Here is a 16,165-nt window from a genome sequence, read left to right as displayed (position 1 = left end):
CCGGAATCGGGGCCAACCGAGCCAAAAACAGCGAGTTAAGTTGCTTGGCCAGGCAGCCGATATTTCGTACCTTAATGTACCGTCTCAAACTTTCGACTATGTTGCTATGTCTCAGCCCCCCGGTGCCCAGCCGTCCGATGCGGCAGGTTCGTCCGAACCCAAAAAGCGCGCCCGGGCCAAGAAACCAGCAGCGCCCACCCCCCCTAACCCGAGCTGGGACTGCTTTCAAACCGTGTTTGAGTGCTCGCTCCTCGGCCAGAAAATTATTGCCCCTGACCTAACCATCCGCCAGGCCAACCCGGCGGTGGTGGCTATGCTCGGCCTGAGCCGCCCCGATGAACTCGTGGGCCGGCGCATCCTCGAGTTCGCCCACCCGCACTACCGCGCCGACTGGCACGAGCTGGAAGTGCGCCTGTGGAAGCATAAGATGCCGAATTTTCGCTTCGAAACCTGCCTCCGGCGGGCCGATGGCTCCTCGTTCTATTGCCAGGTAACCTCCATTTTGTTTCCCGACGAAGGCGGCGAGCTGGGCTACACCATTCTGGAAGACATCACGCCGCGCAAGGAGTTGGAAGACTCACTCAAGCGCCTCTACGACGCGCAGGAAACAATTCTGCACCTGGCCGCCCACGATTTGCGCACGCCCCTGGCCACCATTCAACTGATAACCGAACTGATGCAGCGCGAAGCCGCCGCGCCGCCGTGCCCCGCCGGTGCCCCGCCGGAAACGCCGAAATACCTCGCCTTAATCAAGCGGGCCTGCGCCGAAGCCGAGGCGTTGCTTCAGGACGTGCTCTACCTCGGGGTCCTCGACGCGAACCGACTGGAAAAGCATCGAATCAACCTGAACGCCTTTTTGGATGCCGAGCTTCGGGCGCACCGCGTTGCCGCGCAGGAAAAAGGGATTACCCTAACGCTGGAACTCCCCCCGGAAGTGTTGTATGCCCGCCTCCATCCCGACAAGTTTCGCCGGGTCATGGACAACCTGCTCACCAATGCCCTCAAGTTCACCCCGGTCGGGGGGCAGGTGGCGGTGGGCTTGCGCGAACACGAGGGCCACATTGGCCTCACGGTGCGGGACACCGGCATCGGAATCCCGGCCAAGCTGCAGGCGCACGTTTTCGACAAATTCAACATCACCGCACGCGCGGGCATCCACGGCGAGCCCACCACCGGCCTGGGCCTGTTCATCGCCAAGCAGATTGTGGAGCTCCACGGCGGCCACATCTGGCTGGAAAGCCGCGAAAAGGAAGGTACCTGTTTCTTCATCGACCTGCCTTGAGGGCCGCCCGGTCCCGCCTCAGCCCTCGGCCCGCAGCACCTCCAGCGGCGAGCGCCGCAGCACGTCCCGGCTATTGAGCAGGCCAATGCCGGCCGTGAGGGCCGTCACCAGCGCGGCCAGCCCCAGCAGCGGCAGCACCGCCGGCCCGAAGCTGGCCTCGAACACCCACACGGCCAGCGCCCACGCCGCGAGCACGGCCAGCCCAATACCGGCCAGTGCCGCCAGCAAGCCCAGCAGGCCGTATTCGACCAGCGTGATGCGCAGAATCTGGCGGCGGCTGGCGCCCAGCGTGCGCAGCAGCACGCTTTCGCGCACCCGTTGGTAGCGGCTGATGACCACTGAGCTGCTGAGGACCAGCAGCCCGGTGAGGATGCTGAAGCCCGCCATGAAGCGAATCACAAAGGAGATTTTGCCGATGAGTTCGTCCAGGGTTTGCAGAATCAGGCCCAGGTCGATGGCCGACACGTTGGGGAATTGCTGCACCAGCGCCTGCTCCACGCGGGCCAGGGCCGCTGTGTTGCCCGTGCGCGTGAGCACCACCTGAAACTGCGGGGCCTGCTCCAGCACCCCGGCCGGGAAAATGACCAGGAAGCTGGGCTGCACCCGGCTGCGGTCGATGTCGCGCGTGCCGCCGATGATGGTGCGCTGCGGCAGGCCCTGCACGTTGAAATCGAGCGTGTCGCCGAGCTTGAGCTTGACGCGGCTCAGGTAGCCGCTCTCCACCGAAATGCGCGGAATGCCATCGGGGCCAATGATGGGCAGCGTGCCGGAAGTGAGCTTTTCGGAGGAATTGAGGGAATCGCGGTACGTCACGCGGTACTCGCGGGTGAGGGCCCAGGCGGGGATGCCACGGGCCGTATCCTTCTTAATGGCCGACACCGAACGGCGGTTGATGGCCGTCAGGCGCATGGTCACGATGGGCACGCGCTGGAGCACTGGCAGCTGCTGCGACTTCAGCAGGGCCTCCACGCCGGCGCGCTGCTCGGGCTGAATGTCAAACAGTACCAGGTTGGCCGACGACTTTTGCCCCGCCACCTGCACCCGGCTCAGCAGCATGGCCTGGGTAAGGAAAAGCGTAGCCAGCAAAAACGTGCCTAGCCCGATGGACGTCACCAGCGTGAGCGTCTGGTTCTGGGGCCGATACAAATTGGCCAGGCCCTGCCGCCACACGTAGCCCCAGCCGGCCGGGAAAAAGCGGCGCACCGCCCCCATCAGCAGGCGGCCCAGGCCTGCCAGCGCGGCAAACGCCGCCAGCAGCCCCGCCCCAAAGCCCAGCGTGAGCTTCCAGTCGCGGGTCTGGCCGTAGGCGAAAGCCAGCACAAACAAGGCAATAACGCCGATGATGAGGCCCCGCAGCGGGTCGGGCGCGGAGGTGTCGTCCTCAAACGCCGCCCGCAGCACCCGCAGCGGCGACACGCGCCGGATGCTCAGCAGCGGCAGCAGCGCAAAAAGCACCGCCATCAGCAGGCCCGTAACCAAGCCCGTAAGCACGGCTGGCCACGACACGCTGACGGTGATGGCCACCGGCAAAAAATCGCCCAGCACGCGCGGCAGGAGGCTTTGCACGGCCGCCCCCAGGGCCGCGCCCAGCACCGCGCCCACCAGCCCGAGGCCGGCCGTTTGAATCAAATAAATGAGCAAGGCTTGCCGGCCGCTGGCACCCAGGCAGCGCAGCACGGCCACGGCAGCCAGCTTTTCGCGCACGTAGAGGTTCACGGCGCTGGCCACGCCCACGCAGCCCAGCAGCAGCGCCACGAAAGCCACCAGGCTGAGGTAGCGGGTGAGGTCGGCGAAGGCGCGGCCGGTGCTTTGCTGGCGGCTGGCCACGGTGTCGGTGTCGATGTCGGCCGCGTCGAGGCGGGCTTGCAGGGGCTTGAGCACGGCCGCCACATCGGTGCCGGGCGCAAACTGGTAGCTGCGGGTGTACTTCACCCGGCTGCCGCGCTGCACCAGGCCGGTTTGGGCCACCAGCGCCGCCGGAATAAACACCGTGGGGGCCACCGCCGTGGTGATGCCGGCCTGCCCCGGCGTCTTCAGCACCCGCCCGATGATGGGCAGCGTGACCTGCCCCACCTGCACCGAATCGCCGATTTTGGCCCCGAACTGCGCCAGCATGGCGTCGTCGACCAAAGCGCCCGGCGCGGCGGTCGTATCGGCGAAGCGCTGCGTGGCCGACTTTGGCTGCGTCTCCCAATCGCCATAAAAAAAGCCGCCCGAACGCCCGCGCACCTGCGCCAGCCGCGTGCCCCGGCCCGGCCGGAACTGCACCAGCGAGGCAAAGGAAACCTCCCGCGTCTGGGCCGTGCCGAGCTTGCTCAGGGCCGGTTCTACCTTGGGGGCGAAGGGCTGATTGGCCGAAAGCACGAGGTCGGCCCCCAGCAGCTCCCGGGCCTGCTCGCTGATGCTGCGGGCCAGGTTATCGCCGAAGGAATTGATGCCCACCAGCGCCGCGATGCCCAGCACAATGCTGGCCATGAACAGCAGCAGCCGCGCCCGGCTGCGGCGGCTGTCGCGCCACGCCATGCGGAAGAGCCAGGAAGTGTTCGAAGTCGAAGAAGTAGGCGTCACGGAGGAAATCGGAAAATAGAATAATTCGGAGGCAGCAAAGTCAGCTAACGTTTCGGACAAAAGCTGCCCACTGGCAGAAAACAGGCTTTAAGGGAAAGTCGGCTAAGAAACACGGGTTTCACTTTTCCGCGACGGCCGCCTGCGGCTGCCCGGCGGGCGTGAGCTCGTCGCTCAGCACCTTGCCGCCGCGCAGCCGCAGCACGCGCTGCGTTTTGCCGGCCAGCTCCAAATCGTGCGTCACCAGCACCAGCGTGGTACCGGCTTCGCGGTTCAATTCAAACAATAGATTCACCACCTTTTCGCTGGTGTCGGGGTCGAGGTTGCCGGTGGGCTCGTCGGCGAAGAGGACGGCCGGGCGGTTGGCGAAGGCGCGGGCCAGGCTCACGCGCTGCTGCTCGCCGCCCGAAAGCTGGGCCGGGTAGTGGCCGGCGCGGGCGGCCAGGCCCACGCGGTCGAGCAGGTCGAGGGCGGTTTTGGTGGCGCCGCGCTGGCCGCGCAGCTCCAGCGGCACCAGCACGTTTTCGAGGGCCGTGAGGGTGGGCAGGAGCTGGAAATTCTGGAAAATAAAGCCGACGTGCTGGTTGCGCACGGCCGCCCGCTGGTCCTCGCTCAGGTCATCGAGCTGAATGCCGTTGAGCCAGACGCTGCCCGAAGTAGCGCGGTCCAGGCCGGCGCAGAGGCCCAGCAGCGTGGTTTTGCCCGAGCCCGAGGGCCCGACGATGGCGAAGGTGTCGCCGGCGGCCAGGCTGAAGCTCACGGCGTGGAGCACCGTGAGGGCCTGGCCGGCGCTGGGGTAAGTCTTGGTGAGGTTATCGACGCGGAGAATGCTCATGTAACAGGGTAGGAGGGTATGGGAGATAGGAGTTTGTAGAGGCAGACAATTCAAACTAGTCGTGCTGAGCGGAATCGAAGCATCGCTACCTCAATACTAATTCCATCAGTAGCGACGAAGCGGCAGAGACGCTTCGGCTGCGCTCAACATGACGGACTTTCGAGAGCACTCGCTACCTGCTACACAACCGCACCGCCGCCCGTTCGTTACCAGAGACGCGAAAACCATCCCGATGTTTTCCACCTTTACGCTTCCGTGCCTAAAACACCATCCATGAATTTCGTTCGCCTCTCGTTCGTCGGCCTTGTTGCCGTGGCCCTCACCGCCTGCAATTCCAGTCCCACGGCCGAAAAACCGGCTTCCTCGGCGGCGGCCGCTACGCCGGCCACGCCTGCTACAAACACCACCAAAAAGCGTCTCCTGTTCTTCGGCAACAGCCTCACTGCCGGCTACGGCGTGGAGCCCGAACAAGCCTTTCCCGCGCTGGTGGGCGATAAAATTGATTCCCTGAAGCTTGGCTACGAGGTGGTAAATGCTGGCTTAAGCGGCGAAACTACGGCCGGCGGCCGCAGCCGCGTGGGCTGGATTCTGAAGCAGCCGGTGGACGTGTTTGTCTTGGAACTGGGCGGCAACGATGGCCTGCGCGGCCTGCCCCTGAGCGCCACTCGTGAAAATCTGCAAGGCATCATCGACACGGTGCGGCGGCGCAGTCCCGGTGCCCAAATCGTGCTGGCCGGCATGCAGATTCCGCCCAACCTGGGCCAGTCCTACGCCACCGATTTCAAAGCCATCTACCAGCAAATGGCCACCAAAAACCATTTGGTGCTCATTCCCTTCCTGCTCGAAGGCGTGGGCGGCGACCGCAAGCTGAACCAGGCCGACGGCATTCATCCCACGCCGGCCGGACACCGCATCGTGGCGCGCACGGTGTGGGCGGTGCTCCAGCCGCTGCTGGTGCCCAAGAGCTAAGAGGCTGTTTGAGTTAGCCGGAAATCAGGCTGAACGGTCCTGCTGAGCCCTGCTCAGCAGGACCGTTGTTAGGTAAGTAGTCGTGCAGCAGGACGTGCTTTGATGCGATGCGCTTACTGCTGCGCGACTACTTAACCAGCCACATCGGGCGGGGCTACGCAACGGGGCTTACTTGCCCGCTTTTTGAGGCTCGTCGACAAAGACGTACAGCGTCTGCACCTTGCCGTTTTCCACGATAAACAGGTCCATGCCCGTGAGTGCCTTCGGGTTGGAAGCCGGGCCACACTGCCAGTAAAAGCGAACCAAATTGTGGTGCGTGACAACGGGCTTGGCCGGGGTGAACACATACCCCGGGCTCTTGCGGTGCAGCTCGTCCACAAACCCGTTCAGTTTGGTGAAGTTATCCACCACAAAGTGGCGGTCGACCATTTTAAAGTCGCGGGCATAGGTTTGCGGCAGCAGGGCGTTGCGCTTGGTCTCGTCCAGCTGGTTCCAGATTTGCAGGTGCCGGGTTACCAATGCATTGGCTTCGGCTTGGCTGAGCGGTGGGCTGGTCGTCGCACTCGTAGCAGCAGTAGCAGGCGCGGCGTCTTTAGGCGACCACAGTTTCACCGCCGGATTGGCTTTTTCATACGCCTTACCCGCCGGGTAGGACGTCAGTTCCATCCTGGAGCCCCAGGGCGTCTCGAAGTACACCCAGGTTTCGCCCGCGGTATCTCCGGCCGACATCACAACCGGCTCCCCTAAGAATTTCACTCCCTTGGCTTTTAGGTGCGCGACGCTCGCCTTCAGGTCCGAGGTATAGAAGGCAATGTGGGTGGCGCCCAAGTCATCGCCGCCGGGCTGCTGCTGGCTGCCCTCGCTGGCCTGATAGTGAAACAGCTCGATGTTGGCACCGCTCCCGGCCCGCACCATCCGACTGGTCACGGGGCCAGTGCCGGCGTGCATGTGGAAGGCCTGTTTCCAGGCAGCATCCAGGGGCACGGGGCCCAGCTGCGTCACGGGCGTAAAGCCCAGCACGTCCGTAAAGAATTGCACCGCTTGGTTCAGGTCGGGGACGTTAACGCCCACGTGGTCGACGCCGACCAAACCGGGTATTTGGGCTTGCGCGTGGTGCAGCGGAGCCACCGCGAGGACGGCTAAAAAAAGGACGGCGACAAACGAAGCCGGTTTGCCGGGCCGCAGGTTGAAAAGGGCGCTCATGCGGGGGGATTTAGTGAAGTGGATGTTCGGTGCTAGGCGAATTCCGTGGCCAACTTGGCGAGCTGCATGCGCGCTTTTTTCAGGTTGAGGTTCCAGGGGTGGCTTCGTCGCGGTGGCCCCGCGCCGGCCGCATCGAGCTGCGCCGGCCTTTGGCGCGCAGGGCCGCCGCTTGAAACGCCTCGTCGTATTGACGCCGTTTGTCGGGCAGCGCCCCGCTGGATTTGCTTGTCATAGCAGAAGGAGTATACGTATTTTCTTCTGTTTATTATCCCTGGGCTGCCTCTAAATTTGCCAAAAATCCAGTTTGTTAAACAAAAATTCTGTCGTTCAGTCGGGCAAGCGGCGGTGGCTCAGGAGCTGGAACCTTCTTTAGCTAAATCAGCCGCTGCCCGTCGAGGTTCACTTCGTCGCGCAGCAGTTCGAGGCGAGGTGGCGGTAGGCGCGGGGGCGGCCGGCGGCGGTGCTGAGGTCGGCGCGGGGCGGCGGCGTGAGCTTGCCCTCGCCGAGGCAAAGGGCGACGGGGCGGCCCCGCCGGGCGTTGTGCCCGGCCAGGGCGTGGTTGATTTGGGCCCGAACGGTGCTCATGAAAAATAAATTGAGCCGAAAACAACCAGAAATATAGCGGGTTGATTGAATTGCCAAGTACCAATGAACGGCCCGCCGCCCCCGGCTACCTTTGCCGCATGACAACTGCTGCTTCTGCACCCGCTGTTTCGGCGGCCCTGGCTACCCGGCCCATTGGTATGTTCGACTCTGGCATTGGGGGGCTCACGGTGGCCCGGGCGGTGGCCCGCCGCCTGCCCCACGAGCAAATCGTGTACTTCGGCGACACGGCGCACCTGCCCTACGGCGACAAAAGCGCCGCCGCCATCCAGGCTTATTCCGTCAAAATCTGCGATTTGCTGCTGCGCCAGCACTGCAAGTTGATTGTCATTGCCTGCAACTCGGCTTCGGCCGCCGCCTACGAGCTGGTGCGTGAGTACGTGGGCTCCAAGGCCAAGGTGCTGAGCGTGATTGACCCCATCGTAGCGCACCTGGGCCGGGCCTACGCCGGCCGCCGGGTAGGCCTCATCGGCACCAAGCAGACGGTGAATTCCAACGTGTATAAGAAGAAGGTCGACGACCTCGACGCCGGCGTGGACCTGCACTCGCTGGCCACCCCGCTGCTGGTGCCCATGATTGAGGAAGGCTTTTTCAAGAATTCCATCTCCGACGACATCATCGGCACGTACCTCGGCAATGCGGCCCTGGCCGACATCGACGCGCTGGTGCTGGCCTGCACGCACTACCCGCTCATCAAGGAGCAGATAGCGCGCTACTACGCCGGCAAAGTAGATGTGCTGGATGCTTCCGACGTGGTAGCGGCCGATGCCGAAGCCTACCTGACGGCGCATGGCCTGCTGGCCCCGGCGGCGGCCACGCCACCCGCGCACCATTTTTACGTATCGGATTTCACCCGCTCGTTTGAGGAAAGTACGCGGATATTTTTCGAACAGGAAGTACATTTGGAGCACTACCCGCTCTGGGAGTAGGTGCTTGGCTTCATGAGTCATTCATAAATCCGTAACTTTCCGAGCCGGGCGCGGGTCATTATCTTTGGGGGCCGTATGAGCCATTACTATTGTTTCTTCTGATTCTTTTTTTCATACTTCCTTTTTCATTTTACCCCACTTCTGATACTATGAAGAACTTTTTTACATCACGCGTGCTAAGCTTTCGGATGGCGCTGGCCCTACTGTGTCCAGCCTTGGTTTCGGCATCTCCATTTACACCGGGCAACTTGGTAGTCGTACGCATCGGCGACGGCTCGGCTGCGCTGACCAGCGCAGCCACAGCTACTTTTCTGCTCGAATACACTCCGGCCGGGGTGCTGGTGCAGACCATCGCGTTGCCCACGGTGGCTACGGGAACTAATAGCATCCTGACCAACACTGGCTCTTCCACTTCCGACGCCGTGCTGACCCGCTCGGTAAACGGCGCCTACCTCGTGCTCACCGGCTACGATGCTGCCGTCGGCACGTTGGCGCTGACCACTACGGCCTCCGCTACAAACAACCGCATTATCGGGCGCGTGGCTGCCAACGGCACGGTTGACACCAGCACCCGCATTGGTGATGCCTTCAGTGGCACTTCGGCAAGCGGTGCCAATATTCGTTCGGCTGCCTCCGTCGACGGCACTTCTTTTTACGCGGTGGGCTCGAACACTGGCGTGCGCTACGTGCCGTTTGGCACCACCGCTGCCACAGCCACTACGGCCCTGGCCACCGCCGCACCCACCAATAACCGCGCGGTAGGCATCTACGGCGGCAACCTTTACGTGGCGTCGGCGTCGGGTGCCAATTTTGGCATTTCGCAAGTAGGCACTGGCCTGACCACCGCAGGCCCTCAAACCATTACCCAACTGCCGGGCTTTCCCACGGCCACTGGCCCCAGCCCATATGCCTTTTACTTCGCCGACCTGAGCACGGCCGTGGCTGGCGTCGACGTGGTGTACATCGCCGATGACCGTGCCGCGCCCGACGGCGGCATTCAGAAATGGAGCCTGGTGAGCGGCACCTGGACCCTGAACGGCACCATCGTTAGTTCCGCCACAACGTCGCCAGCCCTGCGCGGGGTCAACGGCCAGACTACCGGCACCACGGTATCGCTGGTGGCCAGCGGCAATGGCGGCTTGTATATTCTTTCCGATAATGCCGGCTATAATGCCGTCCCCAGCACCATCGCCTTGCCTGCTGCCATTGCCACCGCCGGTACCAACGCGGCTTTCCGCGGCGTAGCATTCGCGCCCGTCAGCGTGGGCACGGCCACGCTGGCCAGCCAGGCCCTGCCCGGCCTAGAACTGTTCCCAAACCCGGCTACCGACCGCATCACGGTGGCTCTGCCCACGGCGGGTGCCGCCACGGTAGCCCTGCGCGACCTGGCCGGCCGTCTGGTGCTGGCTCCGGCCGCCCTGGCTGCCAACCAGCAGGTGCGCTTCCCGGCCGGCTTGGCCGCAGGTGTTTATCTGCTCGAAGTGCGCCAAGGCTCGGTGACCGCCGTGCGTCGCGTCGAGAAGAACTAAATTATCTCTCGCCAGCCGCCGCAGCCATTGGCCAGCGGCCAGTCCGGTCTGAACAAAAAAGCCCCCGCATTCGCGGGGGCTTTTTTGTTGCGCAAGGCTCAACAGTAAGCCAATCGGGCAGAGAGCCATTCTGGCCAAAGGCCCGTGCCGAAGTACTGGGGTGCGCTGGCATCGTTGCCGGGAACGATTGCACAACTAAAAAGGGCCCAAGCCTTGGCTGGAACATAAATAAGACAGACTTTTAGGTAAAATAAAATATATTTTATTTTTAATAATTATTCATTTTCCTCGCGCCATAAGCTACGGACGAGAAAATATGAACAATCAGGCCCTGCTTGCGCCAACTTCTTGCCAGGGCTGCGGCCCGCTAGCGAGGGTAGCGCCTGCCAATGGCCGCAACGGCTGCCCAAGGGCTGCGGCCGTCCCCGTTCGACTGCAATTTTCCCCACTCACCATTTCCCGCTTCCAATGAAAAACCGCTACTTATTTCTCTGCTGGCTGCTACTGCTGAGCAGTTTTGGCAGCAGCCAGGCCTGGGCGCAGGCCACGCGCCGCGTGAGCGGCACGGTGCGCGCCTCCGACTCGGGCGAGGGGCTGCCCGGCGTGACGGTGCTGGTGAAGGGCACCAACAGCGGCGCCTCGACCAATACGGACGGCGGCTACGAGCTGAACGTGCCCGCCACCGGCGGCGTAACCCTGAGCTTCAGCTTCGTGGGCTACTCCAACAAGGAGGTGGCCGTGGGCGACCAAAGCCAGATAAACGTAACGCTGGCCGTGGACACCAAGCAGCTGGACGACGTGGTGGTGATTGGCTACCAGGCCGTGCAGCGGCGCGACGTGACGGGTTCGGTGTCGTCGGTGAGCGCGCAACAGATTAAGGACGTGCCGGTGAATTCGGCGGCCGAGGCGCTGAGCGGCCGGCTGGCGGGCGTGCAGGTAACGTCGTCGGAAGGCACGCCGGGCAACCAGAACGTGAGCATTCGGGTGCGCGGGGGCGGCTCCGTCACGCAGGACAACTCGCCGCTGTACGTGGTGGACGGCGTGCAGGTAGAAAACGCCCTGAACGTGATTTCGCCCCAGGATATTCAGTCGGTAGACGTGCTGAAGGACGCCGCGGCCACCGCCATTTACGGCGCGCGCGGGGCCAACGGCGTGGTCATCATCACCACCAAAGGCGGCAAGGAAGGCAAGCTGGTGGTGAGCTACAACGGCTTTGCGGGCGTGCGCCAGCTCTCGCGCAAGCTGGACGTGATGCAGCCGGCCGACTTCGTGAACTACCAGTACGAGCGCGCCGTGGGCATCGACCGGGTGGCGGGCAACGGCACTTCGGTGGGCGGCCTGAACACGTTCAAGGCGTTTTTCAAGTCCAGGAATTACAACAGCGACACGCTGAACCTGAGCCGAAACTCGCCGTTTCTGGACTGGCAGGACCAGGTGTTTGGCCGCGATGCGTTCCAGCAAACGCACAACATTTCGCTGTCCGGCGGCAGCGCCACCAGCACCTACGCCCTGAGCGTGACCCGCAACAATGAGGACGGCATTCAGCTGGGCTCGGGCTTCACCCGCAACCTGGTCAACTTCCGCTTCGACAACAAGGCCACCGACAAATTCCGCTTCGGGGTGAACGTGCGCTACAACGACCAGCAGGTGGACGGCCTGGGCACGTCGTCGCAGCTCTCGACCACCACCACGCGCCTGCGCAACTCGGTGGAGTACCTGCCGCTGGCCGTGAACCTGCCCGGCGCCTTCGATACCAACGCGTTTGATGAGAGCTTCTACACCAATTCCAGCCTGGTAAACCCCATTCTGGCCATTCAAAGCGACATTCGGCACGACAAGCAGCGCACCCTGAACCTGGCCGGCAACGCCAGCTTCAACTTCACCAAGGACCTGGCCTTCCGCTCCACGGTGGGCTTCGATATCGGCAGCTCGACGCTGGAAAGCTTCTCGGGCCGCAACTCGCCCGCCATCCGGCAGCCCGGCGGGGGCTTCAACCTGCAGCCGTCGGTGGCCATCGCGCTGGGCTCGGCGCTGTCCATCAACCAGTCGAACGTGCTCACCTACGCCCACCAGATTGGGAAGCATTCGTTCGATGCCCTCATTGGCCAGGAAATTTATCAGCAGGCCAGCCGGCTGGTGACGGTGCAAACCAACTTTCTGCCCCTCGACATCACGGCGGAGCAGGCCATTGCCAACATCAACCAGGGCGTGCTGCCCTCGTCGTCGTTTGCCCAGCCCACGCCCACCAGCGACCTGCCCACGCTGCCGCACCTGCTCTCGGGCTTTGGCCGGCTCAACTATTCCTACGACGATAAGTACCTGGCCACGGTCACGTTCCGGGCCGATGGCTCCTCCAAATTCGCCCCCGGGCGGCGGGTGGGCTACTTCCCGGCCGTGTCGCTGGCCTGGCGCATTTCGCACGAGGACTTCATGAAGTCGCTGGCCAACACCGTGTCGGACCTGAAGCTGCGCCTGAGCTACGGCCAGGCCGGCAACAACCGCATCAACGACTTTGGCTACAGCCAGTATTTCCGCACCGGCGCGGGCCAGTATTCCCTCAACCACTCCGTGACCCAGGGCACCGTGACCACCGGCCTGCCCAACCCCTTTCTGAACTGGGAAACCACCACCGCCCGCAATGCCGGCGTCGACCTGAGCCTGTTCAACAACCGGGTGCAGTTTTCGGCCGATGCTTACTACAACACCACCCATAACCTGCTGGTGAACGTGCCGATTACGCCCACCTCCGGCTACCAGACCCAGTTCCAGAACGTGGGCTCGACCACCAACCGCGGCCTGGAATTCCAGCTCAGCGGGGCCATCATCAAAACGCCCGACTTCACCTGGTCGGCCAGCGGCAACGCCTCCATGAACCGGGGCCGCATCGAGGAGCTGGGGCCGATTTCGTCGATTCCCGGCGTGTATTCGGGCTGGGCCAGCACCACCATTGCCAGCGATTTCCTGGCCCGTGTGGGCGACCCGGTGGGCATTTTCTACGGCTACCAGACCGACGGCTTTTACACCGCCGATGACTTCACGGGCTACAACGCCACCACCCGCACCTGGACGCTGAAGCCCGGCGTGGTGAACGACGTGGCGGTGCAGGGACAGCCGCTGGCCCCCGGCATCATCAAGCTGAAAAACGTGGTGGACACGCCCGGCGCGGCTACCAACATCGTCGATGCCAACGACCGGGTGGCCATCGGCAACGCCAACCCCAAAGTGACGGGCGGCATCAACCAGCAATTTACCTACAAGGGCTTCGATGCCAGCGTGTTCTTCAACTTCGTGTACGGCAACCAGGTCTACAACGCCAACAAGATTGAGTTCACCACCGCCGTCAATCCGTTCAGCAACCTGCTCACGCTGATGAACGACCGGTACCGCACCGTGGACAACAACGGCGTGGCCATCACCGACCTCGAAGTCTCGCGCAACCTCAACCAGAACGCCACCATCTGGCAGCCCACCCGCACGCTGTTCGTGCACAGCTGGGCCATTGAGGACGGCTCGTTCCTGCGCCTCAACAACGTGACGCTGGGCTACTCGCTGCCCAAAGCCCTGATTGCGAAGGCCAAGCTCACGCAGCTGCGTTTCTACGTGACCGGCAACAACCTCTACACCTGGACCAAATACAGCGGGTTCGACCCCGAGGCCAACACCCGCCGGGCTTCGCCGCTCACGCCGGGCGTCGACTACGCCGGGTATCCGCGCAGCCGCGTGCTGCTGTTTGGCGTGAATTTGTCGCTATAGAAACAGCCAGTCATGCAGGGCGCAGCGAAGCATCTCGCTTGCCACCGCTAACCAAAGCACCTGCACTATTGAATACTACTGCATGCGAGATGCTTCGCTGCGCTCTGCATGACCGCCTTTTAGTCAGCAGAGAAAGCCAACCTCAAAATTCCCATCCGATGAAATCCATAATACTTCGTTCCACTCTGGCCGCCGGCATCCTGCTGGCGGCCGCCGCGGGCCTCACGGCCTGCAAAGACTACCTCGACGTGAGCCCCGACTCGCTGTATACTAATGCCCAGGCCTTCAGTAGCGTGGGCAGCGCCACCAGCGCCGTGGTGGGGGCCTACGACATGCTCTCGGGCGATACCGGCTACGGCACCCGCCTGAGCATGTACTACCCCTACGACACCGACGAGATGCAGGGCGCGCCCGGCGCCTTCGATGGCCGCTCGCGCAGCCTCGCCCGCTACACCGCCGAGCCGTCCAATCCCGAGATTACCAACCCCTTCAACAACCTGTACCAGGGCATCGAGCGCACCAATATCTGCATCGAGAGCATCCCCAAGATGGCGCTCTACACCACCGGCGCCCCGGCCGATACCGCCGCCCTGCACCGCCTCTACGGCGAGGTGCTGACCTTGCGGGCGCAGTATTACTTCGAGCTGATACGGAACTGGGGCGACGTGCCCGCGCCTTTCGTGCCCTCCTTCACCACGGCCGCCACGGGCGGCGACCTGAACTCGCCCAACGCCGACCGCCTCGCCACCTACGACCACCTGCTGGCCGACCTGCTTGCGGCCGAGAAGCTGGTGCCCTGGCGCTCGCAGGCCGGCGCGGCCAGCGAGCGCATCACCAAAGGCGCGGTGAAGGCCCTGCGCGCCCGCATTGCCCTGTATCGCGGGGGCTACGCCCTGCACGGCCTCCAGATGACGCGCCCCGCCGACTACCTGACCTACTACGCCATCACCCGCCAGGAATGCCTGGATTTGATGAACCGGCGCACCGAGCACACCCTCAACCCCAGCTTTTTTGAGTTGTTCAAGAGCTTCAACGAGCTGCGGACGGAGGCGTCGAACGAGGTGATTTTTCAGGTGGCGATGGGCGGCTCCAGCATTTCGGGCGATAGCAAGATTGGCTACTACAGCGGCCCGCTGCTGAGCTCCTCCACCATTTACGGCAGCACCCAGGCCCAGATTCGGCCCCTGCCCACCTACTTCTACGCCTTCGACTCGACCGATGTGCGCCGCAACATCACCCTGACCACCTACAGCATCGACGCCACCAACAACCAGAAAGGCGTGCTGCTGAGTGCCCTCACCGACGGCAAATTCCGGCGCGACTGGCGCGTGCCCGCCCTCACCGGCAACGGCAACTACCTGGGCTACAACTGGCCCCTTATCCGCTTCGCCGACGTGCTGCTGATGTTTGCCGAAGTGGACAACGAAATCAACGGGCCTACCCCGGCGGCCGTGGCCGCGCTGCGCGAGGTGCGCACCCGCGCCTTCGGCGGCAGCACCACGCTGGGCCAGATTCCGACGCCGGCCACCAAGGCCGATATGTTCACGGCCCTCGTGAACGAGCGGTTTCTGGAGTTTGGGGGCGAAGGCATCCGCAAGTATGACCTGATTCGGTGGAACCTGCTCGACACCAAAATCACGGAAGCCCGCGCCAACCTCACCAAGCTGATGACCGCCCAGGCGCCCTACACCTTCGTGCCCGCCACGATGTACTACCGCGTGACCGGCGGGCAGGTGGTGTGGGCCCGCTCGTTCTACCGGCCTTCGCCGGCCACTGTGCCCACCGGCACCACGGCCGTGGCCTGGCGCACAGCCGTGAACGCAGCGCTCATCGCCAACGTGGCTTCGGAGTACGTGCCCGGCCGGGGCAAAGAGCTGTTTCCGTACCCGCAAGGCACCGTGGATACGAATAAGAGCGGCGGCTTTGCCCAGAACGCGGGATATTGAGGGGAGGGCTGGGAAGTTGCTTTGCCCGTCATGCTGAGCGCAGCCGAAGCATCTCTACTGCATAACTAATCAATTTTAGTATTGCGGTAGAGATGCTTCGGCTGCGCTCAGCATGACTTGCTTTTGGCTGATACGACTTGGTTAATCCGGCGCATTCTCGGGAACGATTGCGCAATTAAAAAGTCTGCTCCCCTTGGCGAGGCCCGGAATAGGTCGGACTTTTAACCGCTGGACTTTCTCCTTTATCTGACCGCCAACATGACGCCGCTGCCCACTTCCGAAACCGCCATCCCTGCCTTCGTGACCGATGCCCAGGCCGCCTGGGAAACCACCGGCCCCGGCGTGCGCCGCAAAGCGCTGGCCCACGGCCCCGACCTGATGCTCACCCGCGTGGCCTTCGAAACCGGCAGCGTGGGGGCCCGCCACCAGCACCCGCACGCCCAGCTGAGCTACGTGGAAAGCGGCGCGTTTGAGTACACCATCGGCGAGGAAACCCGCACCCTGCAAGTGGGCGACAGCTGCTACGTGCCGCCGCTGGCCTGGCACGGCGT

Annotated in this window: 12 protein-coding genes; 7 read left to right on the top strand and 5 right to left on the bottom strand. The window is 63.4% G+C overall.

Annotated elements, in window-relative coordinates; genetic code table 11:
- Positions 1 to 106 precede the first annotated feature (106 nt).
- Positions 107 to 1,282: a PAS domain-containing sensor histidine kinase gene (locus J4G38_RS21980; protein ID WP_210517105.1), complete on the top strand. Its 1,176-nt coding sequence runs from the start codon at positions 107 to 109 to the stop codon at positions 1,280 to 1,282.
- An 18-nt stretch (positions 1,283 to 1,300) separates the two neighbouring features.
- On the opposite strand, the gene J4G38_RS21975 is transcribed toward J4G38_RS21980, so the two are convergent.
- Both J4G38_RS21975 and J4G38_RS21970 read right to left on the bottom strand, forming a co-directional pair.
- A complete protein-coding gene (locus J4G38_RS21975) occupies positions 1,301 to 3,805 on the bottom strand; it encodes an ABC transporter permease (RefSeq protein WP_210517681.1) in 2,505 nt (834 codons plus the stop codon).
- Between the two features lie 163 nt (positions 3,806 to 3,968).
- The gene (locus J4G38_RS21970; RefSeq protein ID WP_210517103.1) at positions 3,969 to 4,682 is read right to left on the bottom strand and encodes an ABC transporter ATP-binding protein; all 714 of its coding nucleotides are present in this window, start codon (positions 4,680 to 4,682) and stop codon (positions 3,969 to 3,971) included.
- Positions 4,683 to 4,955: 273 nt separating this feature from the next.
- On the opposite strand from J4G38_RS21970, the gene J4G38_RS21965 reads away from it, so the two are divergent.
- Complete coding sequence (locus J4G38_RS21965) at positions 4,956 to 5,651, top strand: arylesterase (RefSeq protein WP_210517101.1); 696 nt, start codon at positions 4,956 to 4,958, stop codon at positions 5,649 to 5,651.
- A gap of 168 nt (positions 5,652 to 5,819) precedes the next feature.
- On the opposite strand, the gene J4G38_RS21960 is transcribed toward J4G38_RS21965, so the two are convergent.
- From J4G38_RS21960 to J4G38_RS21950, 3 genes are all read right to left on the bottom strand, one after another.
- Positions 5,820 to 6,854, bottom strand: coding sequence for a VOC family protein (locus tag J4G38_RS21960; RefSeq protein ID WP_210517100.1), 1,035 nt, complete (start codon positions 6,852 to 6,854; stop codon positions 5,820 to 5,822).
- A 79-nt stretch (positions 6,855 to 6,933) separates the two neighbouring features.
- On the bottom strand, positions 6,934 to 7,086 hold the full coding sequence (locus J4G38_RS21955; RefSeq protein WP_210517099.1) for a hypothetical protein: 153 nt from the start codon (positions 7,084 to 7,086) through the stop codon (positions 6,934 to 6,936).
- Positions 7,087 to 7,253: 167 nt separating this feature from the next.
- Entirely contained in the window at positions 7,254 to 7,439 is a 186-nt protein-coding gene (locus tag J4G38_RS21950; RefSeq protein ID WP_210517098.1) for a hypothetical protein, read from the bottom strand.
- A gap of 98 nt (positions 7,440 to 7,537) precedes the next feature.
- Between J4G38_RS21950 and murI the strand changes: the two genes are divergently transcribed.
- The 5 genes from murI to J4G38_RS21925 all read left to right on the top strand — a co-directional run.
- On the top strand, positions 7,538 to 8,386 hold the full coding sequence (gene murI / locus J4G38_RS21945; protein ID WP_210517097.1) for a glutamate racemase: 849 nt from the start codon (positions 7,538 to 7,540) through the stop codon (positions 8,384 to 8,386).
- A gap of 248 nt (positions 8,387 to 8,634) precedes the next feature.
- The gene (locus J4G38_RS21940; RefSeq protein ID WP_210517096.1) at positions 8,635 to 9,915 is read left to right on the top strand and encodes a T9SS type A sorting domain-containing protein; all 1,281 of its coding nucleotides are present in this window, start codon (positions 8,635 to 8,637) and stop codon (positions 9,913 to 9,915) included.
- A gap of 468 nt (positions 9,916 to 10,383) precedes the next feature.
- Entirely contained in the window at positions 10,384 to 13,668 is a 3,285-nt protein-coding gene (locus J4G38_RS21935) for a SusC/RagA family TonB-linked outer membrane protein (RefSeq protein ID WP_210517095.1), read from the top strand.
- 158 nt (positions 13,669 to 13,826) lie between these two features.
- Positions 13,827 to 15,614: a RagB/SusD family nutrient uptake outer membrane protein gene (locus tag J4G38_RS21930; protein WP_210517093.1), complete on the top strand. Its 1,788-nt coding sequence runs from the start codon at positions 13,827 to 13,829 to the stop codon at positions 15,612 to 15,614.
- A 258-nt stretch (positions 15,615 to 15,872) separates the two neighbouring features.
- A partial coding sequence (locus tag J4G38_RS21925) for a cupin domain-containing protein (protein WP_226163661.1) occupies positions 15,873 to 16,165 on the top strand: 293 nt, incomplete at its 3' end.

Source organism: Hymenobacter terricola (assembly GCF_017921975.2).
Lineage (GTDB): Bacteria > Bacteroidota > Bacteroidia > Cytophagales > Hymenobacteraceae > Hymenobacter > Hymenobacter terricola.
This window is presented reverse-complemented; position numbering and strand designations above follow the sequence as displayed.